General features: G+C 65.7%; 24 protein-coding genes and 1 pseudogene. 17 read left to right on the top strand and 8 right to left on the bottom strand.

The features are described from left to right. Positions 1 to 74 precede the first annotated feature (74 nt). Genes manD through eda form a run of 4 tightly spaced genes read left to right on the top strand, consistent with a single transcriptional unit; the run spans position 75 to position 4,360 of the window. The gene (gene manD, locus QF047_RS15860) at positions 75 to 1,286 is read left to right on the top strand and encodes a D-mannonate dehydratase ManD (RefSeq protein WP_307279062.1); all 1,212 of its coding nucleotides are present in this window, start codon (positions 75 to 77) and stop codon (positions 1,284 to 1,286) included. 35 nt (positions 1,287 to 1,321) lie between these two features. Further along, complete coding sequence (locus QF047_RS15855; protein ID WP_373427815.1) at positions 1,322 to 2,287, top strand: sugar kinase; 966 nt, start codon at positions 1,322 to 1,324, stop codon at positions 2,285 to 2,287. Further along, the gene (locus tag QF047_RS15850) at positions 2,275 to 3,741 is read left to right on the top strand and encodes a mannitol dehydrogenase family protein (protein ID WP_373427814.1); all 1,467 of its coding nucleotides are present in this window, start codon (positions 2,275 to 2,277) and stop codon (positions 3,739 to 3,741) included. The genes QF047_RS15855 and QF047_RS15850 overlap by 13 nt, the downstream gene beginning before the upstream one ends. Continuing rightward, the gene (gene eda / locus QF047_RS15845) at positions 3,734 to 4,360 is read left to right on the top strand and encodes a bifunctional 4-hydroxy-2-oxoglutarate aldolase/2-dehydro-3-deoxy-phosphogluconate aldolase (RefSeq protein WP_307279059.1); all 627 of its coding nucleotides are present in this window, start codon (positions 3,734 to 3,736) and stop codon (positions 4,358 to 4,360) included. The genes QF047_RS15850 and eda overlap by 8 nt, the downstream gene beginning before the upstream one ends. A 90-nt stretch (positions 4,361 to 4,450) precedes the next feature. On the opposite strand, the gene QF047_RS15840 is transcribed toward eda, so the two are convergent. Beyond that, a complete protein-coding gene (locus QF047_RS15840) occupies positions 4,451 to 5,653 on the bottom strand; it encodes a TerC family protein (protein ID WP_307279057.1) in 1,203 nt (400 codons plus the stop codon). Positions 5,654 to 5,706: 53 nt separating this feature from the next. Further along, the gene (locus QF047_RS15835) at positions 5,707 to 7,410 is read right to left on the bottom strand and encodes a RecQ family ATP-dependent DNA helicase (RefSeq protein WP_307279055.1); all 1,704 of its coding nucleotides are present in this window, start codon (positions 7,408 to 7,410) and stop codon (positions 5,707 to 5,709) included. A 258-nt stretch (positions 7,411 to 7,668) separates the two neighbouring features. Between QF047_RS15835 and QF047_RS15830 the strand changes: the two genes are divergently transcribed. Beyond that, positions 7,669 to 9,996 (top strand): FdhF/YdeP family oxidoreductase, encoded by a 2,328-nt coding sequence (locus QF047_RS15830; RefSeq protein ID WP_307279054.1) that lies wholly within the window; start codon positions 7,669 to 7,671, stop codon positions 9,994 to 9,996. A 99-nt stretch (positions 9,997 to 10,095) separates the two neighbouring features. Here the strand turns inward: QF047_RS15830 and QF047_RS15825 are convergent, their stop codons facing one another. Then, complete coding sequence (locus QF047_RS15825) at positions 10,096 to 10,425, bottom strand: DUF6457 domain-containing protein (protein WP_307279051.1); 330 nt, start codon at positions 10,423 to 10,425, stop codon at positions 10,096 to 10,098. Between the two features lie 350 nt (positions 10,426 to 10,775). On the opposite strand from QF047_RS15825, the gene fdhA reads away from it, so the two are divergent. From fdhA to QF047_RS15800, 5 genes are all read left to right on the top strand, one after another. Continuing rightward, entirely contained in the window at positions 10,776 to 11,993 is a 1,218-nt protein-coding gene (gene fdhA, locus QF047_RS15820; protein ID WP_306638327.1) for a formaldehyde dehydrogenase, glutathione-independent, read from the top strand. 116 nt (positions 11,994 to 12,109) lie between these two features. Then, positions 12,110 to 12,460, top strand: a complete 351-nt coding sequence (locus QF047_RS15815) for a GNAT family N-acetyltransferase (protein ID WP_307279048.1) — start codon at positions 12,110 to 12,112, stop codon at positions 12,458 to 12,460. 188 nt (positions 12,461 to 12,648) lie between these two features. Beyond that, positions 12,649 to 13,566: a serine hydrolase gene (locus tag QF047_RS15810; protein ID WP_307279046.1), complete on the top strand. Its 918-nt coding sequence runs from the start codon at positions 12,649 to 12,651 to the stop codon at positions 13,564 to 13,566. A gap of 48 nt (positions 13,567 to 13,614) precedes the next feature. After that, complete coding sequence (locus QF047_RS15805) at positions 13,615 to 14,976, top strand: MFS transporter (RefSeq protein ID WP_307279044.1); 1,362 nt, start codon at positions 13,615 to 13,617, stop codon at positions 14,974 to 14,976. A 36-nt stretch (positions 14,977 to 15,012) separates the two neighbouring features. After that, positions 15,013 to 15,228, top strand: a complete 216-nt coding sequence (locus QF047_RS15800) for a hypothetical protein (protein ID WP_307279042.1) — start codon at positions 15,013 to 15,015, stop codon at positions 15,226 to 15,228. A 57-nt stretch (positions 15,229 to 15,285) separates the two neighbouring features. Here QF047_RS15800 and QF047_RS15795 read toward each other — a convergent pair whose 3' ends face one another. Continuing rightward, complete coding sequence (locus QF047_RS15795; protein WP_306638332.1) at positions 15,286 to 16,038, bottom strand: metalloregulator ArsR/SmtB family transcription factor; 753 nt, start codon at positions 16,036 to 16,038, stop codon at positions 15,286 to 15,288. Positions 16,039 to 16,078: 40 nt separating this feature from the next. After that, on the bottom strand, positions 16,079 to 17,305 hold the full coding sequence (locus QF047_RS15790) for a mechanosensitive ion channel family protein (protein WP_307279039.1): 1,227 nt from the start codon (positions 17,303 to 17,305) through the stop codon (positions 16,079 to 16,081). Between the two features lie 117 nt (positions 17,306 to 17,422). On the opposite strand from QF047_RS15790, the gene QF047_RS15785 reads away from it, so the two are divergent. Both QF047_RS15785 and QF047_RS15780 read left to right on the top strand, forming a co-directional pair. Next, positions 17,423 to 18,352 (top strand): 2-hydroxyacid dehydrogenase, encoded by a 930-nt coding sequence (locus QF047_RS15785; protein ID WP_307279037.1) that lies wholly within the window; start codon positions 17,423 to 17,425, stop codon positions 18,350 to 18,352. Positions 18,353 to 18,393: 41 nt separating this feature from the next. Continuing rightward, positions 18,394 to 18,861, top strand: coding sequence for an SRPBCC family protein (locus QF047_RS15780; protein WP_307279034.1), 468 nt, complete (start codon positions 18,394 to 18,396; stop codon positions 18,859 to 18,861). Between the two features lie 18 nt (positions 18,862 to 18,879). On the opposite strand, the gene QF047_RS15775 is transcribed toward QF047_RS15780, so the two are convergent. Together QF047_RS15775 and QF047_RS15770 are read right to left on the bottom strand one after the other, a co-directional pair. Beyond that, a complete protein-coding gene (locus QF047_RS15775) occupies positions 18,880 to 20,139 on the bottom strand; it encodes an MFS transporter (RefSeq protein ID WP_307279032.1) in 1,260 nt (419 codons plus the stop codon). Further along, positions 20,136 to 20,597: a MarR family winged helix-turn-helix transcriptional regulator gene (locus QF047_RS15770; RefSeq protein WP_307279030.1), complete on the bottom strand. Its 462-nt coding sequence runs from the start codon at positions 20,595 to 20,597 to the stop codon at positions 20,136 to 20,138. Before QF047_RS15770 ends, QF047_RS15775 begins: the two co-directional genes overlap by 4 nt. Positions 20,598 to 20,720: 123 nt before the next feature. Here QF047_RS15770 and QF047_RS15765 point away from each other — a divergent pair, with 123 nt between their 5' ends. Together QF047_RS15765 and QF047_RS15760 are read left to right on the top strand one after the other, a co-directional pair. Next, positions 20,721 to 21,260: a GNAT family N-acetyltransferase gene (locus QF047_RS15765; RefSeq protein WP_307279028.1), complete on the top strand. Its 540-nt coding sequence runs from the start codon at positions 20,721 to 20,723 to the stop codon at positions 21,258 to 21,260. 361 nt (positions 21,261 to 21,621) lie between these two features. Beyond that, entirely contained in the window at positions 21,622 to 23,130 is a 1,509-nt protein-coding gene (locus QF047_RS15760) for an HNH endonuclease signature motif containing protein (RefSeq protein ID WP_307279026.1), read from the top strand. Between the two features lie 105 nt (positions 23,131 to 23,235). Here QF047_RS15760 and QF047_RS15755 read toward each other — a convergent pair whose 3' ends face one another. Then, positions 23,236 to 23,637 (bottom strand): DUF1801 domain-containing protein, encoded by a 402-nt coding sequence (locus tag QF047_RS15755; protein ID WP_306638344.1) that lies wholly within the window; start codon positions 23,635 to 23,637, stop codon positions 23,236 to 23,238. A gap of 135 nt (positions 23,638 to 23,772) precedes the next feature. Here QF047_RS15755 and QF047_RS15750 point away from each other — a divergent pair. From QF047_RS15750 to QF047_RS15740, 3 genes and pseudogenes are all read left to right on the top strand, one after another. Next, positions 23,773 to 24,114: pseudogene (locus QF047_RS15750) on the top strand (iron chaperone); the annotation flags it as partial. A 260-nt stretch (positions 24,115 to 24,374) separates the two neighbouring features. After that, positions 24,375 to 24,887, top strand: coding sequence for a DUF664 domain-containing protein (locus QF047_RS15745; protein WP_307279021.1), 513 nt, complete (start codon positions 24,375 to 24,377; stop codon positions 24,885 to 24,887). A gap of 220 nt (positions 24,888 to 25,107) precedes the next feature. Beyond that, positions 25,108 to 25,488 carry a VOC family protein gene (locus QF047_RS15740; protein WP_306638348.1) on the top strand — a complete coding sequence of 127 codons (381 nt, stop codon included), beginning with the start codon at positions 25,108 to 25,110 and terminating at the stop codon, positions 25,486 to 25,488. The last annotated feature ends 208 nt before the right edge of the window (positions 25,489 to 25,696 follow it).

Below are 25,696 nucleotides of genomic sequence, written 5' to 3'. Positions count from 1 at the left end.
ATGGCGTTCTGGGGGCTCAAAACGCCATCTGCTGCTACCTACTTGCAATGCCCGACACACAAAAGGACCCACCAGTGAAGATCACCGACGCACGGGTAGTGGTTTCGTCGCCAGGACGGAACTACGTCACGCTCGTTATCGAAACCGAGGACGGCATCACCGGCATCGGCGATGCCACCCTCAACGGCCGCGAGCTGGCAGTAGCCTCCTACCTGGCCGACCACCTTTGCCCGCTGCTGATCGGCCGGGACGCCCGCCGGATCGAAGACGCCTGGCAGTACTTTTACAAGGGTGCCTACTGGCGCCGCGGACCGGTGACCATGACCGCGATTGCCGCCATCGACGTCGCGCTGTGGGATATCAAGGGCAAGGCCGCAGGCATGCCCGTCTACGAACTCCTGGGCGGCGCGGCCCGCGAAGGTGTTATGGTCTACGGCCACGCCAGCGGTTCCACTGTGGAGGACCTCAGCGCTGACTTTCAGCACCACCTGGACCTCGGCTACAAGGCGATCCGCGCCCAGGCCGCCGTGCCCGGACTGGAGAAGACCTACGGGATCGCGCCCGTGGACGGCAAGCTCTACGAGCCGGCCAGCGGCAACGTCCCGCAGGAGGACACCTGGGAGACGACGGCCTACCTGGACTTCGCGCCGAAAATGATGGCGCATGTGCGTGAAGAGTTCGGCTACGGCGTGCACGTCCTGCACGACGTGCACCACCGCCTGACGCCCATCGAGGCCGGCCGGCTGGGCGCCTCGCTGGAGCAGTACCGGCCCTTCTGGATCGAGGACCCGACGCCGGCCGAGGACCAGTCCGCGTTCCGCCTGATCCGCCAGCACACCACCACGCCCATCGCCGTTGGCGAGGTGTTTAACTCGATCTGGGACTGCCAGCAGCTGATCACCGAACGGCTGATCGACTACATCCGCACCTCCGTCTCGCACGCCGGCGGCATCACGCACTTGCGCCGGATCTTCTCCCTCGCCGACCTGTACGGCGTGCGCTCCGGTTCGCATGGCGCCGGTGATCTCTCTCCGGCCTCCTTCGCCGCGGCCCTGCACGTGGACATGAGCATCCCCAACTTCGGCATCCAGGAATACATGGGCCACAGGGATCCCGCCGGCGAGGTCTTCAAGACCTCCTACACCTTCAACGACGGCTACATGCACCCCGGTGATGCACCCGGCATCGGCGTGGAGTTCGACGAGGAAGCCGCCGCGCGGTTCCCCTTCGACCCGAAATACCTGCCGGTCAACCGCCGGCTCGACGGATCGGTGCACGACTGGTGAACGGCGCCAAGCACGATAACTTCGATGTGGTGGTGATGGGGGAGATCCTCGTCGAAGTAGCCACCGACCTCCCCTTCGCCCACGGCGTCCCGGCGCAGCTGGGCATCTCGGGGGACGCGCTCAACGTGGCAGCCGCGTCAGCCGCGGCCGGCGCCAGCGTGGGCCTGCTGGCCGTGCTGACCGACGACGACCTGGGCCAGGCGATTGCTGCCAGGATCGCGGAACTGGGCATCTCCACGGGCCTCCTGAAGTACCGCCAGGGGCAGCAGGGCGTTTACCTGGTGCACAGCGACCCCGAAGGCCAGCGCGAATTCTCCTACGCCCGCAACGGCAGTGTCGGGTCCTCGCTCGGCCCGGATGACGTCGACCCCCGCGTCTTCCAGTCAGCGGGGGCCGTGGTGGCGGGCGGCATCGCCTGCGCCATTTCGACGACGTCCCGCGCCGCCGTCGTCAAAGCCGCCTCCCTCGCCCGGCGCTTTGTGTTTGATCCCAACTTCCGTCCCCGCCTCACCACTGTGGAGGACGCGGCGGCGGTGCTTGCCGAGCTGGCGCCGCAAGCTTTCCTGGTCACGCCCTCCTTTCCCGGCGAAACCAGCATGTTGCTGGGGACTTCCACACCACAGGAAGCGGCAGCCAAACTCCGCTCCATGCGTACGGAACTTGTGGCCGTCACGTGCGGTGCGGAAGGCGTCCAACTGGAATGGGACGGGGATTCCGTGTGGATCCCTGCCGTCCCGGCTCCGGCAGTGGTGGACCAGACCGGGGCGGGCGACGCCTTCGTGGGTACGCTGACCGCCCGCCTGGTGCTCGGTGACAGCTTCCCGACTGCGGCCCGTTACGGTGCAGCGGCATCCTCGCTGGTGGTGGGCGGCAAGGGCGGAACAGGGTTCATCCCGACGTTCGAGCAGACCCGCAAGCACGCCGCGACTGGAAACCCCGCGACCGCCACGTCCGCAAAAGCGGCAAACGCTGTGGAAGGAGCCGTGTCATCGCACGCCTGAACCTCGCGACGCTCTCGGCCGGCGGGCAGCAGGCCGCGCTGCAGCGGGACAAGCTGCAGCCTGGAATCGTCCACCTCGGGCTTGGCGCCTTCGCCCGTGCCCACACCGCGGTCTTCACCGAGGACGCGATGCTCGCTTCCGGTGACCTTGAGTGGGGGATCGTCGGCGTCACCCAGCGTTCGGACACGGTGGCCCGGCAGCTGGCACCCCAGGACGGGCTGTTCACGGTGGCCGAACGAGGCGATGGTGCGGCACCGGCGCGCGTGGTCTCAAGCATTGTCGAAGCCATCTCCGGCCGGGACAACCCGCAGGACGTCGTGGACCGCATCGCAGCGCCGGCAACCCGGATCGTCACCCTCACCGTCACCGAGAAGGGGTACCGGTTCGATCCGGTCACCGGCATCCTCAACGGTAACGATCCGGAGGTCCAGGCAGATCTGGCAGGGAGGCCTCCGCTGACCGTCGTCGGCCAGATCGCCCGGGGCCTGCAGCGGCGGGCCCGCAGCGGCGCGGGGCCGATCACCGTGGTGTCCTGCGACAACCTGCCCGGCAACGGCGAACTGACCGGCACCCTGGTCCGTGGGTTCGCGGCTGCCCTGCCGGCAGTGGAAAGCGAACCCCTGCTGGCCTGGGTGAAAGGCAACGTCACGTTCCCCAGCACCATGGTGGACCGGATGGTCCCCGCCACTACCGAAGGCGACCTTGTCGCCGTCGAACGCGAACTTGGCCTGCGGGACGAAGCCGCCGTAGTGGCCGAGCCCTTCAGGCAGTGGGTCATCGAGGACAACTTTGCCGCCGGCCGCCCCCGCTGGGAGGAAGCCGGTGCACTGTTCAGCTCCGACGTCGCCGCCTGGGAGGCGGCAAAGCTGCGCCTGCTCAACGCCAGCCACTCCATGCTGGCCTACCTCGGACTGGCGGCCGGCAAGGAAACCATCAGCGACGCCGTTGCCGAGCCCCTCTTCCTTACCGCCTGCCGGAGCATGATGGTGGAGGAAGCGCTTCCGACCATCACCCTGCCGCCCGAACTGGACGGCGACCGGTACTGCGCCGACGTGCTGGCACGTTTCGCGAACCCCGCCCTGGGCCACACCACCGCCAAGGTGGGCAGCGACGGCTCCCAGAAGATCGGGCTGCGCCTGCTGCCCACCATTAGTGGGATGCTCGACGCCGGGCGGCAGCCGCGATGGGCTGCCCTGGCAATTGCCGCCTGGATGCACCGGGTGGCCACCGCAGCACCGGCAGACCTGAACGATCCTCTGGCCGCAGAACTTCAGGCCGCGCTGCCCGCGACCCGTACGGCAGCCACCGTTGTTCCTGCGCTGTTGGGTTTCCGCCCCATTTTCGACCAGAACCTGGCACAGCATGAGGGTTTCACCGAACTGCTGCTGCACTGGTACCGCACCCTTGAGACCGACGGGCTGGAAGGCCTGGGAAACGAGATCAATCATGGCTGACGCATCCGGCGTCCTGCGCATTTCACCGGTCATCCCGGTGGTCACCATTGACGACCCCCAGGACGCGGTGCCGCTGGCCCGGGCCCTCGCCGACGGGGGAGTGAAGATCATCGAACTTACGCTCCGGACCGAGTCCGCCCTGACCTCGCTCAAACTGATCGCCAACGAGGTGCCGGACATCCTGGTGGGTGCCGGAACCATCCTCACCCCCGCACAGGCCGACGACGCCGTGGCAGCAGGCGCGCAGTTCCTGGTGAGTCCCGGGGTAACCCCCGCCCTGCTCACCTCCATGCTCAGCCTGGACGTCCCGGTACTTCCCGGCGTGGCCACCGTGGGGGAGGTCATGGCGGTCCTGGAAAGTGGCCTGGACTCCATGAAGTTCTTCCCTGCGGGACCGGCCGGCGGGCCCAACTACCTGGCGGCGATCGGCGCGCCTATTCCCCACGTCCAGTTCTGCCCCACCGGTGGAATCAGCCTCGGCACGGCACCCGACTACTTGAAACTGCCCAACGTTTCCTGCGTCGGCGGCAGTTGGCTGACTCCGGCGTCCGCCGTCGCGGCCAAGGACTGGGGCAGGATTTCCAGCCTGGCCAGCGAGGCCGCGGCCCTCGGGCGGTAATCCATTCAAAAGTAGTAGCGGCAACTGCCGTTCTGACGCTTCAGAACGGCAGTTGCCGCTACCGCTGTTGAGTGCGTGTGGGGGACCGCGTCAGCCCTCCGCGGCGGCCGCCCGGACCTGGGCCTTGTCGTGCTCTGCATGGGCGGACCGCAGCAGGTCCAGGAACTCGGTCTCGTTGCGGATGAGCTTCTTGTACTTCTCGGGCAATCTGCGGATCTGGTTCTCCTCACGGCACATGGCGGCGAAGATCTTGTCCCGCTCCACCATGTCCGTCTCGTAATTGAGGTCCAGGTACTCCACGGCGTGCCGGCGGGCGCCGGAGACGGCGTTCTTGGCCTTGCCCTTGGGACTGAAAATGGATGCCAGCACCGTGACCACCAGAACGCCGAGGATCACGCCCAGGGAGACTTCGGTGCTGACTTCCACTACGTTCACGTGGCCGCCGTCGTTGATGAACGGCAGCGTGTTCTCGTGCAGTGCGTGCAGGATGAGCTTCACTCCGATGAAGCCCAGGATGACTGCCAGCCCGTACGAAAGGAAGATCAGCCGGTCCAGCAATCCGTCGATCAGGAAGAACAGCTGCCGCAAACCCATCAACGAGAACGCGGTGGCGGTGAAGACGATAAAGACGTTCTGCGTCAGCCCGAAGATCGCCGGAATGGAATCCAGCGCGAAGAGGATGTCCGTGCCGCCGATAGCCACCATCACCAGGAGCATCGGGGTGAGGACGCGCTTGCCGTTTTCCAGGGTGAAGAGCTTGTCGCCGTCGTAGTGTTCCGATGCCGGCAGGAACTTCTTGGCGAGCCTTACGACCAGCCCTTCGGACTCGTCGTCGTGGCTGTTGGGGCGCAGCAGGTTGCCCGCGGTGATGAGCAGGATGAGCCCGAAGATGTAGAACACCCAGGCGAAGCTGTTGATCAGCGCGGCACCGAGGAAGATGAACGCCGTACGGGCGATCAGCGAGAAGACGATGCCGAACAGCAAAACCTTCTGCTGGTCCGCGCGGGGAACGCGGAAACTGGCCATGATGATGAGGAACACAAAGAGGTTGTCCACGGAGAGCGCCTTCTCGGTGACGTAGCCCGCGAAGTACTCGGTACCCATCGTGGGCCCGCCGAACATCAGCACGCCCAGCCCGAAGACCAGCGCAATGCCGACGTAGATGGCGGACCAGGTGGCGGATTCCTGCAGTGACGGGGTGTGTGCCTTCCGCACATGGAAAAAGAAATCGAAAGCCAGCAGGCCAACAATCCCTGCAATGGTCAACGTCCAGACATAAGAAGGTACTTCCACGCGGCGGGCCTTTCGTCGTCAGTGTCCTCCCAGCCTATCGACAGCAGGCTTACCTAAGCAGGCCGGAGGAGCTCATGCTCCACCACGGCGGTACGGGACAGCGTCTTGTACCCCTCCTGTTCGAACAGGACAGTAATCACATCGTCCTCGTGCCGCATCACCAGCCCCGGACCCCACTCCTTGTGGATCACGGCGGACTGCAACGGGAAAGGTTCGTCCCCATTCGGGGAATCCTGCCCGCCGGACCCCGGCCCGCCGTCGTCGTGCATACCCTTTGCCAGGCCGGGCCCATCCGCCTGGCTGGCGGTCTCGTGGCAGGCGTCGCAGTTGCCGCACGGGTCCGGCAACTCCTCGCCAAAGTAGCCCAGCAGGAACTGCCGCCGGCAACTGTCCGTTTCCGCGTACGCACGCATCATGGTGAGCCGGGACTGGTCCACGCGCTGCCGGGCCTCGGCCAGTTCGACGGCGCGCTGGACCAGCGCGGGCAGCTTGGCCTTGGAGGTGAGCCGGATGCCGCGCTTGCCTGTGGTGACCGCGCCCGCCTCCTCCAGTTGGTTCACCAGGCCGGTGACGCGGCGCCCCGGGAAACCGGTCAGTTCAGCCACCGACGTTTTGGGAGCGGGCCCTCCCGCGGCCTTAAGGACCTTGAGCACGGCCAGCAGCCGGTCCGGGTCGGGGGAGTGGGTCCCGAAGAACTTTCGCAGCCCCAGGTCCTCGGCGCGGTAGTGCAGCACGGCTGAGGCAGGCTCCCCGTCGCGCCCCGCCCGGCCGATCTCCTGGTAGTACGCGTCCAGTGACTCGGGAATGTCCGCGTGCACCACAAACCGCACATTCGGCTTGTCGATGCCCATGCCAAAAGCGGTGGTGGCGACCACCACGTCCAGCTGGTCGTCCAGGAACAGCTCGTGGATGCGCTCCCGGTCGGCCGCTGACCTGCCGGCGTGATAGGCCTCCGCCCGGAGTCCCTCCTTGCCCAGTTTGGCCGCGTACTTTTCGGTGTCCTTGCGGGTGGCGGCGTACAGCAGGCCCTGACCCTGGTCCCTGGCCAGCGCCGCCACCTGTTCGAGGACGGACTTCCGCTTGCCCTTGTCCTCCTGGTGCCGGAGCACATCGAGGCTGATGTTGGGCCGGTCGAAGCCGCGGACCAGGACCAGCGGGTCCTGCATGCCCAGCCGCTCCGCGATCTCATCGCGCACGGGAGGGGATGCTGTGGCGGTCAGGGCAGCCACCGGCGGGTTGCCCAGGCGCTCGCGGACGTTGCCCAGGTTGAGGTAGTCCGGGCGGAAATCATGGCCCCAGGAGGAGACACAGTGAGCTTCGTCGACTACGAATATGGAGATATCCAACGCGGCGATCCGGTCCACGGTTTCCTGCTTGGCGAGCTGTTCGGGGGCGAGGAACAGGAAGGCAGCCGTCCCTGATTCCGCCGCCTGCCACGCGGCGTCCAGCTCGGAGTCGCTGTGGGAGGAGTTGATGGCGACGGCGGCTCCGTCACCCAGGTCCCCGGACAGCCCGTCCAGCTGGTCCTCCTGGAGGGCAATGAGGGGTGAAACCACGACGGCGGGCCGTCCCGTTGTGTTCTTCAGGTGCAGGGCGGCGACCTGGTAGATGGCGGATTTGCCGTAGCCGGTGGGCATCACCGCCAGGACGTCGCGGCCGCCGGCAAGGGCAGTCATCCCGGCGAGCTGGCCATCGCGGAGGTGGGGCAGGGAGAAGGAGGACGCCGCCAGGGCGGCGAGGGCACGATCGTCGGACATAGGGAGCTGCTCCGCACTGTGGATCCTGCGGCCGCTTGCTTCAGCCGAGGTAACCAGCCTAACCCGGCCGGCACACGCCGTCGTCGGAGTCCGCGGCTATGTGGACAAGTCTCCCTGCCCTTGTTCTGCACATCCTGCGCTGCTGTCCTTGACTTCCCGGTCACCCTGAACAAGTGTGGGAGCAACTGGTCCCACCGCACATGCCCTGGATTTTCCGGAGTGGATTTTCGGGACCAGGCCAAGCAAGGAGGATGCAGCGTGGCGCGCAAAAATCCGAAGGTCGAAGAGGCCGACGAGGCGGCGCTTGAAGTTACCGGACACCCCAAGACCTGGGCCGCCGGCGTTCCCGGCGTCTATCACTCCATGAAGCCCGCGTTGGAGCACATGGGCCTGGAACGGTCGCGGAAAACCCTGCTGGCGCTTAACCAGAAGGACGGGTTTGACTGCATGAGCTGTGCGTGGCCTGACCCGGGTCACCGCAAGACGTTCGAGTTCTGCGAAAACGGTGCGAAGGCAGTCACCTGGGAAGCCACGCCGGTAGTCATTTCTTCGGAGTTCTGGGCCGAGCATCCCGTCAGCGAACTCCGGGAGCGGTCGGAGTACTGGCTGGGCATGCAGGGCCGCCTCACCGAACCCGTGTACAAGCCCGCCGGCGAGGACCATTACCGGCCGGTGGGCTGGGACGAGGCTTTCGGCATCATCGTGGATAAGCTCAGCTCCCTGCCGAGCCCTGACCAGGCTGCCTTCTACACCAGCGGCCGTACCTCCAACGAGGCTGCGTTCCTGTACCAGCTGTTTATCCGCGGGTACGGCACCAACAACCTGCCGGACTGCTCCAACATGTGCCACGAGTCCTCCGGCTGGGCAATGGGGCAGACCATCGGCGTCGGCAAGGCCACGGTTTCCTACAGCGACTTTGAAAAAGCGGACCTGATCATCATCCTGGGCCAGAACCCGGGCACCAACTATCCCCGGATGCTCACCGCCCTGGAGGAAGCCAAGGACGCGGGCGCCAAGATCGTGGCGGTCAACCCGCTGCCCGAGGCGGGCCTGATGCGCTATAAGAACCCGCAGCGGGTGAAGGGCATCATCGGGCACGGCACGGACCTGGCCGACCAGTTCCTGCAGATCCGGCTGGGCGGGGACATGGCGCTGCTGCAGGCCGTGTCCAAGCGGGTCCTGAACGCCGAGGCTGCGGCGCCGGGAACCGTGCTGGACCATCAGTTCCTGGCGGAACACTGCCAGGGGCTTGAGGAACTGAAGGCACATCTTGCCATGCTGGACGAAGCGGCCGTCCTTGAGGCCACAGGGCTGCGCTCGGAGGAGATCGACGAACTGGCGGACCGCTACCTCCATGCGGACAAGGTGATTATCACCTGGGCCATGGGCATCACGCAGCACAAAAAGGCCGTGGCCACCATCAAGGAGATCATCAACCTGCTGCTGCTCCGTGGCAACATCGGCAAACCCGGTGCCGGCGCCTCGCCAATCCGTGGGCACAGCAATGTCCAGGGGGACCGGACCATGGGCATCTGGGAGCAGATGCCGCCCGCTTTCCTGGACGCGCTGGGCAGGGAATTCAGCTTTGATCCGCCCCGGGAGCACGGGGCAGACGCGGTGGAAACCATCCGGCAGATGCGCGACGGCGGCATCAAGGTATTCATGGCCGTTGGCGGCAACTTTGTCGGAGCCATGTCCGACACCCGTGCCGCCGAGGCGGCGATGGAAAACACCGAGCTTTCCGTCCAGGTCTCCACCAAGCTCAACCACTCCCACGCCGTGACCGGAGCCGAGGCTTTGATCCTGCCCACGCTGGGGCGCACCGAGATCGACCGGCAGGAGTCCGGCCCGCAGTTCGTGTCCGTGGAGGACACCGTCTGTGCCGTGCACGCTTCGCACGGCACGGTTGATCCGGTGGCGCCGGGGCTGCTCTCCGAGGTGGCGATCGTCAGCCGGCTCGCGCAGCGCGTGCTGGGGGACCGGATCGCGGCCGACTGGGCCGGCTTCGAAAAGGACTACGACCTGATCCGGGACCACATTTCCCGCGTGGTGGCGGGCTGCGAGGACTACAACCGGAAGATCCGGCAGGAGGGCGGCTTCGTCCTGCCCAACGGGCCCCGGGACTCGCGAACATTCAACACCCCCACCGGCAAGGCCATGCTCACCGTTAATGAACTCGAACATGTGGAGCGGCCGGCCGGTACCCTGATCCTGCAGACCATCCGCTCACACGACCAGTTCAACACCACCATCTACGGCCACAACGACCGGTACCGCGGCATCAAGAAGGGCCGGGAAGTGGTGTTCGTGAACCCGGCGGACCTCACCGAACTCGGGCTTGAGGACGGGCAGCATGTGGACATTTGGGGCGTCTACCCGGACAACGCGGAGCGCGTCCTGCGAAAGTACCGGGTGGTGTCCTACCCCACCGCCCGCGGGTGCGCCGCCGCCTACTATCCCGAGGCCAACGTCCTGGTTCCCCTGGAAAGCGTGGCCGAGGGCAGCCAGACGCCGGCCTCCAAGGCCGTGATCGTGAAGCTCGAGCCGTTGCTGGTGCTGGAAGAGGAGCCAACGGCCGCGGGATAGCGGGTGGCTGAGCCTTCCGAACCTGCGCTTTTGCGGGCTCGATTTCGACAGGCTCAATCACCGGGGTGGATTTCGACAGGCTCAATCACCGGGCCGCCGTTACTGGGCGGTATCAGCCCAGCCCTTGCCCGCAGGGCCGCCGTCGTGCCCGTCCTCGCAGAGGCCGAAGGCAATGCCCGCTGCCCGTGCCACCGCCGCGCTGGATGCTTCCCTTGACCCGGTGCTCCCGGTCCCGGCCTCCAGGCCCGCGGCGTAACCCACCAGGAAGGTGGTGACCGGCGCGGCCGGGTGGATCACGGAGTCGGCGGACCTCCGGGCCAGGTCAAGGAGCAGCTCGTTGTCCACCTTAAGGTCGAGGATCTGCAGCGCCTGGGCAAGCCTGTTGCTCCACTGGTCCAGGACCTGTGCTTCGTCGTCACTGACTGCCATGGTCTGCTCCTTCGTCAACATTGGCCGCAACTCGCTGTTTCCGGTGCTGACACTACAAGGCTTCGCCGCGGAAGTCATCGGGCCCCTAAAACCCCTAATCGCAAAGAGGGTAGAGCAGCTCCCTTCCGACTCTGGCACTGCCACCGGCCCCTGCCTAGACTGGGCGGACCCCAGCCCAGGAGCCTCGGCAAGATCAGCCGGCTCAAGCCAAGCCGGCACGAGAACGTTCGGCATCGGATCACTCGCAACATGGAAGTTGCCTGTCGATCGAAGCAGGACCCTGCAGGGGTACTTCACCTACCCAGGATCACGGCCGCCCTACCGGGCCGGCCTGACTACAGGAGAAACAAATGACAGGGAACAAAGCCGTTGCCTACAAGGAACCAGGCAAGGTCGAAGTAATCGATATCGATTACCCCAGCTTCGAACTCAAGGACGGGCCCGGCGTGAACCCGGCGAACGTGGGGCGTGCGGTCAACCACGGTGTGATCCTCAAAACCGTGGCCACCAACATCTGCGGCTCGGACCAGCACATGGTGCGCGGCCGCACCACCGCACCGCCGAATCTGGTGCTGGGCCACGAGATCACGGGAGAGGTGGTGGAGGTGGGCCGCGACGTTGAGTTCATCAAAGTCGGCGACCTCTGCTCGGTGCCGTTCAACATCGCCTGCGGCAGATGCCGGAACTGCAAGGAACGCAAGACCGGTATTTGCCTGAACGTAAACCCGGACCGGCCGGGCAGCGCCTACGGCTACGTGGACATGGGCGGCTGGGTGGGCGGCCAGGCCAACTACGTCCTGGTGCCATACGCCGACTGGAATCTGCTGAAATTCCCGGACAAGGACCGGGCTATGGAGAAGATCCTCGACCTGGCCATGCTGTCGGACATTTTCCCCACCGGGTTCCACGGCGCCATCAGCGCCGGGGTCGGTGTCGGGTCCACCGTTTATGTGGCGGGCGCTGGTCCTGTCGGCCTCGCAGCGGCAACGAGCGCTCAGCTGCTGGGCGCCGCCGTCGTGATTGTGGGGGACCTCAACGCGGACCGGCTGGCGCAGGCACGCAGCTTTGGCTGCGAAACCGTGGACCTGAGCCAGGGCGGCCCGGCGGAGCAGATCGAACAGATCCTGGGCGTACCCGAAGTGGACTGCGGCGTGGATGCGGTGGGATTCGAGGCCCGGGGACATGGTCATGGAAAGAACGCAGAGGAGGCTCCCGCCACTGTGCTGAACTCGCTGATGGAGATCACTGCGGCCGGCGGTGCCCTGGGCATCCCAGGCCTCTACGTCACCGGTGACCCCGGCGGGATTGATGAGGCCGCCAAGAAGGGCGCGCTAAGCCTCAGCCTGGGCACCGGCTGGGCCAAATCCCTCAGTTTCACCACGGGCCAGTGCCCGGTGATGAAGTACAACCGGCAGTTGATGATGGCCATCCTCAATGACCGGGTGAGCATCGCAAAGAACGTGAATGCCAAGCCCATCACGCTGGAGGAAGCGCCGAAGGGTTACGCAGAATTCGATGCCGGTGCGGCCACCAAGTATGTGCTCAATCCGAACGGTTACCTGAGCTAAGGCGGTAGGGCACGGCGGACGGTGGTTCTTCAAGGAAACTGGATGCGGAAATAAGGGCAACCCGGGCCGGGTTAGGCTTTGGAAGAACAGCCACACACCGCATCGAAGGAGTCCCCTTGAGTGACATCACCGTCCGCCACAACGCCGGCCGCGAGCGCTTCGAAATCCTCGACACCGGGAACGTGATCGGCAAGGCAGCGTACAAGGAGTACGACGCCGGAGGCTCACCACAGCGGATTTTCTACCACACCGTGATCAATGAGGAATACGGCGGCCAGGGTTTGGCAGGCCAGCTCGCGACGGCGGCCCTGGACGAGACGGTCGGTGCGGGGCTGGGAATCGTTCCGGTCTGCCCCTTCATCAAGAAATTCCTCACTAAGCACCCGGAATACGCGGAGAGCATAGTCCCCGTCGCCCCGGCCCACCTGGAGTTCCTGGACACGGCATTGGCTGCCCGCACCCGCTAACGGTCATTGCACCCCGGGGTTCGGCGGTGCCACGACCATAAGCGGGTGCGGATCACGGAGCGACAGATTTGCCGCTTCCGCATGCCTTACAGGCAGCTCCCAAACTTCAATGATCTAATCAGCATCGCATCGCGTGCACTGGGGCCCGCAGGATGCGGATCGGATTGTTGAGTCGGGACAGGAGCCCTATGTCGGTGGACCAAAAGATGCGTGCGGCGCGCCAGGCTATCCCTGCGCCCCGCCATGCGCGGAAGAGGCTGGCCCTGCTGTTCACCGCCGTGGCGCTGGTGATCGCCGCCGTCGTTGTTTTGGCCGTCGTGAGGTCAGGACCGCCCGGTGGCACATCCGGCCCGGTTCCGGCAGCTGCTCCCGAGGCTCCGGTGGCTGTAGCCCCGGATTCCCTGGAGGACAAAATCCAGTCCCTCCTCGATGAGAATTCGGAGTACCGGATCGGACTGGCCCTGGCCGACATTTCCGGTGACGCCGCGCTCACGTTCGGCAACCAGGAGGACTTCACCGCCGCCAGCACGGCGAAGATCATCACTGCCGCCGCCTACTACCACCTGGTGGAAACCGGCGAGGCGGCCCTGGACGACCCGCTGGGGGACTACGACGCGGCGTTCCAGCTCCAAGCCATGATCAACGAGAGCAACAACGATTCGTGGCTGCTGCTGATGGATGCTGTGGGCTATCAGGAGTTGATTGAATACGCTGCATCCATCGGCGTGACCTACGACCCGGAGGAGAACCTCCTGACCCCCGCCGAGATGGCCCTGGTCCTGAAGCAGTTATATGCCGGGGACCTGCTGAACCCGGACAACACGGCCGAATTGCTGAGCTACATGCAGGACACCAACAACGAGGAACTCATCCCGGGAGGCTCCCAGGCCGGCATTGAGGTGTTCCACAAATACGGGGAAATCGACGGCGAACTCCACGATGCCGCCGTCCTGGCCTACCGTGGTTCCACCTTTGTGCTGGTGATCTACACGGAGAATGCCGACGGTACGGAAGATGACGGGCAGGCAGAGGTCATCAGGGAGCTGACCGGGGTTGTGGAAAAGGCCCTCTTTCCTCCTGTCCAGGCGGGGAACAACGCGTCCTAGGGGTCATCAAAGTCGTTAACGCCCGCGCGGGTGGGTAAGACTGTTTCCGTGAGCAACAATCCCCGGACTGCCCTGGCCGTCGCCGGCCTCAGCCTGGGCACGGCACTGAACCCCCTCAACTCCTCGATGATCGCCGTGGCATTGGTGGTGCTCCGCGGCGACTTCGGGCTCGACGTCGCCGCCGTCACCTGGGTGGTCACCTCCTTCTACCTGGCCTCGGCCGCCGGGCAGCCGGTAATGGGCCGGCTGGCCGACAGGTTCGGTCCACGGCAGATGTTTATGCTGGGCATGGCACTGGTCGCCGTCACCTGCGCCCTGGCGCCGCTCGCCCCGAACTTCGCCCTGCTCTGCGTGGCCCGGGCCGTGATGGCGCTGGGCACCGCCACGGCCTATCCCAGCGCTGTGGTGATGGTGGGGGCGATAGCCCACCGCGCGAAGGTTGACGCCGCCCGGCCGCTGGGCCGGCTGCAAATGGCCAACACCTCGGCAGCAGCCGTGGGTCCGGTGGTCGGCGGCTTGCTGGTGAGCTTCGTGGGCTGGGAAGCATTGTTCCTGATCAACGTCCCGCTCGCGCTGGCCGCATTGTTGATAGTGCGGCAGGCGGCCCCGCAGGACAAGGCGCGGGAGCATGGCAGCGTGGCCGAGCTCGTCAGGGACTCGGACATCCCCGGGATCCTGGCTTTCGTTTCAGCCCTGCTCCTGGTGATGATGGCGGCCCTGAATGTGGCGCCGGGATACCGCTGGTGGATGCTGGCGGCCGGCACGGTCATCGCTGCCGTGTTCGCTTGGCGTGAGCTGCGCTTCAAGCGGCCGTTCCTGGACCTGAGGCTGCTGGGCCGCAACCGGCCGCTGATGCTCGTGTACCTGGGCTTCGCGGTGTTCAGCAGTGTCTACTATTTTGTTTTCTTCGGCCTGCCCCAGCTGCTGCAGGAGGCAGGTGGCTACGACCCCGGCGTCGTCGGCCTGCTGATGCTGCCGCTCGCCGCGATGTCCGTGGTGGCCACGCCTTGGGCAGTCAAGGCAATGGGAAGGTTCGGCGTGCGCCGCGTGCTGATTGCCGGCGTCGTCCTCCTCACAGCGGTGGCGGCGCTGATGTGGCTGCTGACCGGCACCCTGGTGATCCCGCTGGTAGTGGTGCTGACAGCGCTGATGGGCGTCCCGTACGGAACGGTGAGCATCGCCACCAACCAGGGTATGTTCGTTTCCACCCGGCCACAGGAGCGGGGCGTTGCGGCGGGCATTTACCAGACGTGCCGGTATGTCGGCGCGATTACCGCCACCGTGATGATCGGTGTGTTCGCTGCCGACGGCGTGCACCAGGAAAACTGGGCCCGGATGGTCCTGGCGATGCTGGTCCTGTGCGTGGTGACCTTCGGTGTGTTCCTGCTGTGGAGGCAGCGGACGGAGTAAGCGGGCCATCCCGGAAACCGGGCTTATCGTGGAGATATGGCTTCTCCAAAGGCGCAGCTGTACTTGGACATCGCCGCGAAAGGACTGTGCATCCTCGGCGCGGCGTTGATGATCTTCGGCCGCGGTGCCTGGTTCTACGCGGGCGTGGCCACCGTGGTCCTGGGAGTGCTGTTTATCGGCGGGTCGCTGATTGCCACCCGCACCTTGCGGCACCGGGGATGGGACGGCACCGGCCGGCCGCCGGCCGGGTAGCGCGCCCCAGTCCCTTCAGGATGCTGCACGCGATGGGCCGCCTCGGCGGCAACCGGCTCAGGTGTACATCAGCGAGCCGGGGGTGGTGAGTTTCTCCCCGGTTTCCAGCCAGGTCTTCAGGCCGGAGAGGATCATCGGCCAGCCGCCGTAGAGCTGTTCGTTGGCGCCTTCGCGGAGGTCGCTGTGGGTGACGGTGAGGCGGCAGGAATCGCCCACGGGCTCGATGTCCCACGTGATCTTCGAGGTTCCCTCGGCCTTGACGTCCTCGCCCCAGAGGGCGCGCATCGTCTGGACCAGCCGGCGGGGCGGATCGACCTCCACGTTCTCGCCTTCGCCGAGCGGCGCGCCGGCCTTGACGTTGTTCATCACGAACCGGCCGCCCGGGGTCCAGTCCGATTCGATGGTGTTCCCGAACTGGTACTTGCTGCGGATCCCGCTGTCCGTGATCGCTTCCCAGAGCCGCTCGGGCGTGGTCTTGATGTAGATCTCGAAGATTTTTTCCATGGGACTTTCCAATCTGGATTTGAGGTCGCTGAGGCCAGCGGCCCATGGTTCGGCGTACTTGCTCACCCAGCGGTCGTGGACGAGCCGGATGGGCACCGGGTTCAGGAAGTGCAGCTTTTCGCGCCCCCGACGGCGGGCCACTACCAGGCCGGCCTCCTCAAGGATCTTGAGGTGCTTGGCGATCCCGAAACGGGTCATGTTGAAGCGGCCCTCAAGGGCGCCGAGGGTCTGGCCGTCCTGGCGGAAGAGCTCGTCCAGCAGCTCCCTGCGGGTTGGGTCCGCGAGTGCTTTGAACACGGCATCCATAGGAACCATGATAGGTGACCATTTAGTCACATATCAAGAGTCAGTTCCGGGACGCCAGGTCCTGGTCCCGGTCCTGGAAGACGTCCTCCCCGGGGCCGGTAAAGGCGCGCGAGCGCTGGACCGCCTCGATCGAACCCGTGAACAGCTGGGACTCCTGAGGGTCCGCCGGCGCCCGTGAGCCGGAGGTTCCCAGCCCCCGCAGTGGCTGCTGCCTGCGGGTGGAGGTGCCGCCGTCGGACGTTCCCTCGGTCCAGCGCTGCTGGGGCAGGGCCTCCGGATGGCGGTGCTGAAGGAAGGTGACCATGGCCTCGCGGATGAGGCAGCGCAGGTCGAAAAGGGCGGCGCTGTCCGCGGCGCTGACCAGGATCCGCACGCGGACGAAGCCGCCGGTGGCATCGGTGATCTGCAGGACGCCCACGCGCTGGTCCCACAGCTCGGTCCCGGCGAGGACCCCGCGCAGTTCGGCGCGCATGTCCTCCACAGGAGCGCGCCAGTCGAGATCGAACTCCACGGTGCCCATTACCTCGGACTGGCGGCGGGTCCAGTTTTCGAACGGCGTGGTGGTGAAGTACGTGGAGGGCAGGATGAGGCGCCGGTCGTCCCAGATGTGGACCACCACGTAGGTGAGCGTGATTTCCTCGATCCGGCCCCATTCCTTCTGGACCACCACAACGTCGTCCACCCGGATGGCGTCCGTGAAGGCCAGCTGCATGCCGGCGAAGACGTTCACCAGGGAAGTCTGCGCCGCGAGGCCGGCGACGATGGAGATGACGCCGGCGGACGCCAGCAGCCCGGCGCCGAGGGCCTGGATGGCGGGGAACGTCAGCATTACCGAGCCCACCGCCAGGACCACCACCAGGGCAACGCCGATCCGCCGGGCCAGGATCATCTGCGTGCGGAGCCGTCGCGCCCGCCGGTTGTCAGCCACGTCAACGCTGTACCGGCGGAGCACTACGGCTTCGACAATCAGCAGCACCGCCACCCCCAGCCAGGCCAGGGAGCAGATGAGGGTAATCAGGAGGAGATGGTCGACGACGGGAAGCCAGCCCTCGCTGGCGGCCGTCAGCCCCAGCGCGGTGCGGACACCGATGAGGCACAGTGCCAGCCGCAGCGGCTGGCGGGCCACCCGGGAGGTGGCCTGCAGCTCCGGGCGCTTGCGGTTCAGCCGGAGGACGAGTTTGCGCAGCAGCCAGGACAGGACGAGTCCTGCAGCGACTGCCAGCGTGACGGCAATGAAGGGCATCGCGGGATTCAGTAGGTCTTGCATCCATTAACCTCTACCAACATGCGGCGGGGGACCGAAATCGACGCGGCCCCGGCGTGGTGTGTGCAGCCACACTAAGATCGCTCTTATGAATCCCTCCCTGAATCTCGTGGCGGCGGCATGACCGCACCGTTGCGGGTGGCCGTGCCCGATCAGAAAATGCTGGATGCGCTGGGGGCGCCTGCCGGCGTCGAACTTCTCCTGTGGGACCTCGCAGGGCCCGCTCCGGAGGGCCGGATTGACCTGCTGGTGCCGCCGTACATGGGCAAGCCGGGTGTGCTGGTTGCGCTGGTGGGCCTGGACGTCGGGCTGGTCCAGAGCCAGTCCATCGGGTACGACGGCGTGGCGGACGTACTGCCTGACGGCATAGTTTTCGCCAATGCGGCGGGAGTGCATGAGACCTCGACGGCGGAACTCGCCCTCGGAATGGTGATCGCCAGCCAGCGCGGCATGGCGGACTTTGCGCGGAACCAGGCCAGCGGGACGTGGGACAACAGCCAGCGGCCCAGCCTTGCCGACCGGCGCGTGCTGCTGGTGGGTTACGGGGGAGTGGGCAAGGCCATCGAGGCCCGGCTGCTGCCGTTCGAAACCGACGTGACCCGGATGGCCAGCCGCGAACGCGAGGACGCGGCCGGAAAGATTTTCGGCATCGATTCGCTGTATGAGCAGTTGCCGCTGCACGACATTGTTGTGGTCAGTGTTCCCCTCAGCGGGCAGACCCGGCACCTGGTGGACGCGAAGTTCCTGGCCGCCATGCCGGACGGGGCGCTGCTGGTGAATGTGGCCCGCGGTCCGGTGGCGGACACAGAGGCCTTGCTGGCCGAGGCGTCGCAGGGCCGGCTGCGTGCAGCGTTGGACGTCACCGATCCGGAGCCGCTCCCGGCTGGTCATCCGCTGTGGACCACGCCCGGCGTGCTGATTACTCCGCACGTGGGCGGGGCGAGTTCGGCGATGTTCCCGAGGATGGTCCGGCTGGTCAAGAAGCAGATCGGGCTGCTGCTGGAGGGCAAGGAGCCGGTGAACGTGGTGCTGGGCGGCGCGCCGGGCTAGGCCTCTACTCAGAAACACCCGTGGCTCCTATGCTTAGGGCCATGTCCACTTATGAGGTCCGCCGCAGCGCGGTTATCCCTGCCCCGGCAGAAGATGTTTTTCCGCTGGTCAACAACTTTCACGAGTGGACCGCATGGTCGCCGTGGGAGACCGTGGATCCGGGCATGAGCCGGCGCTACTTCGGCAGAGAATCAGGCGTGGGTGCGGGCTACGAGTGGAGCGGCAACCGCAAAGCCGGCAGCGGCACCATGGAGATCGTTGAGTCGGTGCCGTCCCGCGAAATCAAGGTCCGCCTGCAGTTCACCAAGCCGTTCAAAGCCCTGAACCCCACCTCGTTTACGTTCACCCCGGCGTCGGGCGGCACCGAAGTCAGTTGGGTGATGACCGGGGAAAACAAGGGCGCGGCCAAGCTGTTCGCGCTCTTTATGAACATGGACAAACTGGTGGGCTCGGACTTCGAACGCGGACTGAAATCGCTGTCGGCAGCAGTGGCGGCCAGGAAGAGCTGACCCCCGGAGGCCGGCCGGTTACACGGCCGGCTCGCGCCTCCTGCGGAGCACCGTCCGGACATGCTCACGGAAACTGAGGCTGCTCCGGCGGCTCACTACGATCACGGCGAACAGCGCGGTCACCAGGACCACAGCACCGCCGGCCGCCACTGACCAGCGCGCACCGAATTCGGAGCCGATCCATCCCATCAGCGGCGCGCCAATGGCAGTTCCGCCCTGCAGGATTGCCAGGTAAAGGGCCAGCACCCGCCCGCGGAACCGGGGTTCCACCGAGAGTTGGATGCTGGTGTTGCAGCTGTTCAGGAACGTGATGGACGCGAGGCCCACCGGGATCAGCACAGCAGCGTAGAGCCAGAACGACGGCGACACGCTGGCCAGGAGCGTGAAGGCACCAAGGCCCAGCGCCCCGCCGAGGAGGTACCGCAGCCGCGGCCCGGCCCTGCGCGCCGCGAGCAGCGCTCCGGCCAGTGTGCCCACCGCCATGATGGAGCCGAGGAGTCCGAATTCGCCCGGTCCCACCCCGAACTCGGTGGTGGTCATCAGGGCATTCGTGATGGGGAAGTTCATGCCGAAGGCCCCCAGGATACCCACCAAAAAGAGGATCAGCATCAGGTCCGGCCTTTGGCGGACATAACGCACGCCTTCGGCCACCTGGTGTTTGCTGCGGGTCGCCTGGACGGCCGGGGCCAGTTCGGAGGTCCGGATCCGGAACAGCGAGATGATGACGGCGGCAAAACTGGCCGCGTTGAGCAGGAACACCGGTCCGGTGCCCACCCAGGCGATCAGCACACCGGCGATGGCCGGCCCGGTGAGCCTGGCGGTGTTGAACGATGCGGAGTTCAGCGCCACCGCGTTGGAGATCCTGTCCTGTCCTACCAGTTCCGAAACGAAGGCCTGGCGCGACGGCGCATCGATGGCGCCGGCGATGCCAAGGCAGAGGGCGGCCAGGTAGGCGTGCCAGAGTTGAGCGGTGCCCGTCACCACCAGGAGTCCAAGCACCAGCCCGGTCAGGCCCATGGCCACCTGCGTCCAGAGCAGGATGACGCGCTTGCGGTAGCGGTCCGCCAGTACTCCGCCGTAGGGGCCGAGCAGCAGCATAGGCAGGAACTGCAGGCCGGTGGTGATTCCGAGGGCAGCGCCGGAGTGGTTGGTGAGGACGGTCAGGACCAGCCAGTCCTGCGCCACCCGCTGCATCCAGGTCCCGATGTTGGACACGATCGCTCCGCCGGCCCAGATCCGGTAGTTGCGGTTTTCCAGAGCCCGGAACATGGCGCTCATTTTCCGCTCATCTCCTGCATGATGTGAGCGGCCCGGCTCAGGATCAGCCGGTCGTCCTCGCTCAGTCCCGCCACGCGCCGGGCGAGCCAGGCTGTCCGCTGGTTGCGGGCTTCGGCCAGCACGGCCCGTCCGGCGTCGGTGACGTCCACGCGGACCTGGCGGCCGTCGTCGGGATTCGCGGCCCTGGACACGAAGCCCTGGTCGGCGAGGGCGTTGACGATGCGGGTCATCGAGGGTGCCTGCACGTGCTCCCGCTCGGCCAGTTCACGAAGAGTGGTGGGGCCGCTTCCGTTGAGCTGGGCCAGGACTGTGTACTGGCCTGGGGTGATGACGTCGCCGGTAGCTTCGACGCGGAGCCTCCGGGACGTGCGCATCACGGCGGTGCGGAGTTCGATGGCCAGGGTGTCGGGGGTGATGGAATCCGTGGCTGGGCCGTTCTCGGTGTTGGTTGCGGTCACTGTGGTTTTGCGCCTCCTGAAAATGCTTAGCAATGCTAATTAGTCCTGCTAATAAGTATGCCGCTGCAGTCGAGGAAGGGCAAGGTTCGGGAGGTTGAGATGCATCACTGGTTAGGCTGGGGCATGGACTACGTACTCCGCCAGGCCACTTCCGAGGATGCCGAAGCGGTGGTGCTGATGCACACGCTGGCGCACGAGGAGTGCTATCCCCATCTGCTGTCGCCCGCCTTTTTCGCCGCCCGCCGGGACGCGATCCCGGAACGGGTGGCCCGCCGCCGGAATCACCTGGACGTGCAGGACCCCCGGATCCTCGCCCTGGACGCCAACAACGAAGTGGTGGGATTTGCCGACGCCGGTCCCGGGCGGGACGAGGACGGTCCCGTCCCGCTGGAGTTGTATTCGATTTACCTCCTCAGCCGGGCGCAGGGCATCGGTCTGGGGGCGGCGTTGGTGGGTGCCGCGATAGGGGAATCGCCGGCTTACCTGTGGGTGCTGGAGGAGAACCTGCGGGCGCAGGCTTTCTACCGCAGGCATGGCTTCCAGCCGGACGGCAGGCGCGGCCTGCTTCCTCCCGAGTGGGAGGCCCTGCCGGAAATCCGGATGGTCAGGACCGGGCGGGATTCCACGTCCACCGCAGGAGCTGGTAGAGGCTGCTCCTGCTGAAGCTGTCCTCCACGACGGCTCGATTTTCCGGTCACTGTTCATGGCGCCGACCCCGGCCTTGCTGCTGCCCGTCAGGCTTACGCCGTATCCGCCGGACGCCACAGAAATGATGCGGAAATGGGGTGGGGGATCCTGACCTGAGACCAGCACTGGTGACGGGCGGCACCGTGATGCCCTGACCGCCGCCGGCTGGGACGTGCAGGTCCTGCCCGGTTTGGACCATCTCGCCGCAATGCACAGTTCCGTGGTCCTGCCCATCCTGAGCACGTGGTTGAGGACGGCCGCCCGGGTGGGGGACTAGGAACATCTTGCCCTATGGCCTCGATCGAGGAATGTCAGACCCCCTTGCAATGATGGGTTCATGGGGAAAGCGGCGGTCGCTAAGGCATTTGAGGACATCAAGGCGGCTCTTGCTGTGCTCAATGCCGAGGTGGATGAGTGTGGTTCGGAGCCGTTCGCCGATGCTGATCCGCTGGCCGGACTGGCTGATGGGTGCCTGGACATTCTTGCCGGGGCGCGCGTGGCGGAGGCCGGGCTCGCGGGTTTGAAGGCCCGGGCTGCCGTAAAGTATGCGGACACTGCCCAAGCTATTGCGGGGCCGGACGCGCCGGTGCAGTCGCTGGAAATGGCTGTCGCCGCGGAAATCGGCTGCCTCCTGGCCCTCGGTACCCGGGCAGCCGGTGCATTCCTGGCCGCGTCCCACGCCCTGTGCAAGGAGTTGCCGCCCACCCTTTCGGCATTGCAGGCAGGGACGATTACCTGGCAGCATGCCCTCGCCATGGTGGATGAAACGGCCACACTTGACCCCGCTGGCGCGGCGGCACTGGAAGCCCACTTCCTTGACCCGGACGTGCCCAGGCCGCCTACGGCCGCCCCGATCGGGGAATTGCCGGCGTACCGGTTCAAAGCCAAGGCCAGGAACTGGCGGGAACGCCACCACCCTGAGTCCATCGAAAAACGCCACGCCAAGGGCATCGCGGACCGGCGGGTGGAATACCGGCCGGAGCAGGACGGGATGGCCACGCTTTCGGCCCACCTGCCCGCGGACCAGGCCTCGGCGATCTGGAACAAGCTCACCGCCGCCGCACGGGAACTGCAGGGACCGGAAGAGACCCGCACCCTCACCCAACTGCGGCCGGACCTCTGTGCTCACTGGCTCCTCGGCGGCACAACCAGTCCCGGAGCCGTCCACCCCGGAACCGGTGACACTACGGGTGCAGGAATTGATACGGGGCTGTCGTCCTCGATCCGCGCCCAAGTGCTGGTCACCGTTCCGGTGTTCTCCCTGATGGGCCTGACCGACGACCCGGCAATGCTGGACAGCTATGGCCCCATCCCGCCATCGATGGCACGCAAACTCGCCGCCAATGGTGCCGCTTCGTTCTACCGGGTGCTCGTCGATCCCCGGGACGGGGCGCCACTGGAAATCGGCCGCACCAGCTACCGGCTCACCAAAGCCATGAAAAGGGCACTGCAGCTCCGGGACGGCAGATGCACCTTCCCCGGCTGCAACAACCCATCCCTGGACAACGACACGGATCATCTTCAAGCTTGGCAACACGGCGGATATACGGGGATCAGCAACCTGGCCCAGCTTTGCCCAAAGCACCACCGCCTCAAACACGCCACCGGATGGACGTCGACCGCAGCCACCAAAGACGAACCACCTGGCTGGACCTCACCCACCGGCCGACACTACAAAGCCGAACACCACGATTGGGAACCAGCACAATGGCCCGCGCAACTGGCGCCGCCTTGGAAAATCGCCGGGCGTTCACGATCCTCACCCGGTGATCCTCCGGACTTCGTCTACGTCGGAAGTTCCCCAGGCGAAGAAGGACTCGAACGGTTCTTGCACGCTTTCGGCTAAGGCGTCCCAAGCCATATGCAGTTTGCCCAGTCTGAATCACCCATGGCTTCGGCTCAAAGCATTGGGGTTTGGACCGGCCGCGACGCGACCGCCGGGGCTTCCGGCTCAATCCTCGGAACCCGCCTTGGCCTTGCGCCAACCGCCGGCTCGGTTGACCGCGATGATCGCAGCGAAGATCTCGAGCAGCGCATCCTCCTGGATTGCGTCGCCTTCGTAGTACGAGATCATCCGGCCGGTCTTGTTGCCGTGGCCGCCGGTGATGATGTGGTGCGGGTCCGGGCTGAGGCCGCCGTCGTACAGGAACACGTTGACGTGGTCCTTCGCCGCGAGCAGCGCGCAAATGTTGCCCTGCAGGACGAAGTAGGGCTGGACGGTGCGTTTGATCGTTTCCTCGACCTCGGGATCAGCGGCGTGGACGAGGTCCCGCACCTGCCGGCAGATGGCCTGCTGCCATGGCGGAAGCGCATCGATGTACTGGTCCACGCGGGGGTCCTTGTCGTACGTCATCGAGTACTCCTTCGAGCGTCAGCGTTTCCATGGCCCATGGTTCCCCAGTCCAGCCGGGAGGGAAAGGGGGCGCTTCCCGCGCTGGAAGCTGCGTCCCGCCGTCGTGGGTCTTTTCTGCAGGGCTAGGATGACCGCATGGGTGCCGTTGACGATTCCCTCGCCGCCATGTCCGAGCCTGACCGCGGCTGCCTCCAGCGCGTCATCGGGATTGCGCGGAGCTTCGCGCCAGAGGCCGTCGAAGGGATGAGTTATGGGATGCCGGCCCTGAAGCTGGACGGCAAACCCCTGATCGGTGTGGTGGCGGCCGCCAAGCACCTGTCCATCTTCCCGTTCTCGCCCGCAGTGGTGGACGCCGTCGCGCCCCAACTCGGCGGCTATTCGCTGTCCAAGGGCACAGTACGGTTTACGCCGGACCATCCCGTTCCCGATGACGTGGTGGCGGAGATGGTCCGGCTGCGGATGGCGGAGATCCGGAAGCACGCGCCATCTGTGAGACCATCCGGTATGGGTGAAAACAGCGAAGAGTTGGACAGAGCCGTCCCCACCACCGGGGCAGACCAGTTCCCGGAGCCGGTAGATCCGGCTCCCGGAACTGAACAGGGACGGTCTGTTGGTGACCGCCGCCGGGATGCAGAAGCCAAACTGGAGCAGCACCTGCGCCAGGCCCGCGACAAGGAAACGGAAGCGGACGGGCAGCAGTAACCACCCGCGCGGTCCTCAAACGAAGAGGGGCAACAATGAGATCGAACGAACTGCTGCTGGACGCGTTCGGCAGGATCCGGGAAACGGTGGAACGCACCCTTGAGGGGCTCGACGACGGGTCCCTGGCCCTGCGGCCGGCGGGAAACGGAAACTCGATCGCGTGGCTGATCTGGCACCTGGCCAGGGTGGAAGATGTTCAGGTTGCAGATGTGGCGGGGCTGGAACAGGTCTGGTTGGGCCAGGATTTTGTGGGCAGGTTCGGCCTGCCGCTCAAACCCCGGGACACCGGCTACGGGCACTCAAGTGACCAGGTGGACGCCGTGCGGGCGCCCGCGGAACTGCTGCAGGAGTACTACGAGGCCGTTCACCAGCAGACAGTCGGGTATCTCCAGGGCCTCGGCGATGAGGAGTTGGACCGCGTCGTGGACACCCGATGGAACCCGCCAGTCACCCTCGGTGTGCGGCTGGTAAGCACCATTGCTGACTGCCTCCAGCATGTAGGGCAGGCCGCATATGCGAAGGGCCTGCATCGGACGCCAGGAGAATAAGTTTCCCTATTTCCGAAGCGGCAATTCAGTTCCATAATGGCCACATAGGCTTCGGGGACCCCTCGCGCCGGTGATGGCTGGCGGGGCGTCGCAGGGTCCCAGGTAGCCGCCCACAGCAAGGCGGAGTGGACGGCCACGCGGCCCCGGACAGAGACGTTCCGGGACTGCCATCGGGGAGAGCATCGCCATCACCGCGATAAGAAGGCGCAAAGGAATTATTATGCTCAAGGATTCAGCAACTATGGCTGTCCTTCCGGCCAAGGACATCAACAGGGCGAGGGATTTTTACCGGGACAAGTTGGGCATCGAACCATCCGGTTCCATGGAAGATGACAGCCTGATGTACACCTGCGGCAAGGGGACAGGCTTCCTCCTCTACCAGACGGACAATGCGGGGTCGGCCAAGAACACCCAGATGGGGTGGGAAGTGGACAACCTCGAGCAGGAAATGCAGGACCTGCGCGGCCGCGGCGTCACGTTCGAAGACTACGATTTTCCCGGCCTGAAGACGGAAAACGGCATTGCCACCAGTGACTGGGGGAAAGCTTCCTGGTTCCTGGACAGCGAGGGCAACATCCTCAACCTCGTCCAGCGGGCGTAGTCCCTTGCAAAAGCCCGGGCGGGCACGTGCCCGCGCGGGCTTTGCCGGAATTGTTACAGGCACGGGTTCCTGTGCGACAAGGATCCTCAAGGTTGGATCAAGGGAACATCAAAGTTGCCTCAGGTTTGTCCGAATTCCGGCTTCTACCCTCATCTTGGCGAATAGGCTCCCAGCCATAACCAAAGCGGCTTGAGTAAAAGGGCCCGGC

Source organism: Arthrobacter sp. W4I7, assembly GCF_030816215.1.
Classification (GTDB): domain Bacteria; phylum Actinomycetota; class Actinomycetes; order Actinomycetales; family Micrococcaceae; genus Arthrobacter; species Arthrobacter siccitolerans_A.
Note: the sequence above shows the minus strand (reverse complement) of the source record. Positions and strands in the feature narration are given on the sequence as shown.

What these genes read in the sequence shown, in the direction of transcription:
- QF047_RS15855 (WP_373427815.1), top strand. Translation starts at nt 1,322, where the DNA reads ATGGGGGAGATCCTCGTCGAAGTAGCCACCGACCTCCCCTTCGCCCAC.
- eda (WP_307279059.1), top strand. Translation starts at nt 3,734, where the DNA reads ATGGCTGACGCATCCGGCGTCCTGCGCATTTCACCGGTCATCCCGGTG.
- QF047_RS15835 (WP_307279055.1), bottom strand. Translation starts at nt 7,410, where the DNA reads ATGTCCGACGATCGTGCCCTCGCCGCCCTGGCGGCGTCCTCCTTCTCC.
- QF047_RS15825 (WP_307279051.1), bottom strand. Translation starts at nt 10,425, where the DNA reads ATGGCAGTCAGTGACGACGAAGCACAGGTCCTGGACCAGTGGAGCAAC.
- fdhA (WP_306638327.1), top strand. Translation starts at nt 10,776, where the DNA reads ATGACAGGGAACAAAGCCGTTGCCTACAAGGAACCAGGCAAGGTCGAA.
- QF047_RS15810 (WP_307279046.1), top strand. Translation starts at nt 12,649, where the DNA reads ATGTCGGTGGACCAAAAGATGCGTGCGGCGCGCCAGGCTATCCCTGCG.
- QF047_RS15800 (WP_307279042.1), top strand. Translation starts at nt 15,013, where the DNA reads ATGGCTTCTCCAAAGGCGCAGCTGTACTTGGACATCGCCGCGAAAGGA.
- QF047_RS15795 (WP_306638332.1), bottom strand. Translation starts at nt 16,038, where the DNA reads ATGGATGCCGTGTTCAAAGCACTCGCGGACCCAACCCGCAGGGAGCTG.
- QF047_RS15790 (WP_307279039.1), bottom strand. Translation starts at nt 17,305, where the DNA reads ATGCAAGACCTACTGAATCCCGCGATGCCCTTCATTGCCGTCACGCTG.
- QF047_RS15785 (WP_307279037.1), top strand. Translation starts at nt 17,423, where the DNA reads ATGACCGCACCGTTGCGGGTGGCCGTGCCCGATCAGAAAATGCTGGAT.
- QF047_RS15780 (WP_307279034.1), top strand. Translation starts at nt 18,394, where the DNA reads ATGTCCACTTATGAGGTCCGCCGCAGCGCGGTTATCCCTGCCCCGGCA.
- QF047_RS15775 (WP_307279032.1), bottom strand. Translation starts at nt 20,139, where the DNA reads ATGAGCGCCATGTTCCGGGCTCTGGAAAACCGCAACTACCGGATCTGG.
- QF047_RS15765 (WP_307279028.1), top strand. Translation starts at nt 20,721, where the DNA reads ATGGACTACGTACTCCGCCAGGCCACTTCCGAGGATGCCGAAGCGGTG.
- QF047_RS15760 (WP_307279026.1), top strand. Translation starts at nt 21,622, where the DNA reads ATGGGGAAAGCGGCGGTCGCTAAGGCATTTGAGGACATCAAGGCGGCT.
- QF047_RS15755 (WP_306638344.1), bottom strand. Translation starts at nt 23,637, where the DNA reads ATGACGTACGACAAGGACCCCCGCGTGGACCAGTACATCGATGCGCTT.
- QF047_RS15745 (WP_307279021.1), top strand. Translation starts at nt 24,375, where the DNA reads ATGAGATCGAACGAACTGCTGCTGGACGCGTTCGGCAGGATCCGGGAA.
- QF047_RS15740 (WP_306638348.1), top strand. Translation starts at nt 25,108, where the DNA reads ATGCTCAAGGATTCAGCAACTATGGCTGTCCTTCCGGCCAAGGACATC.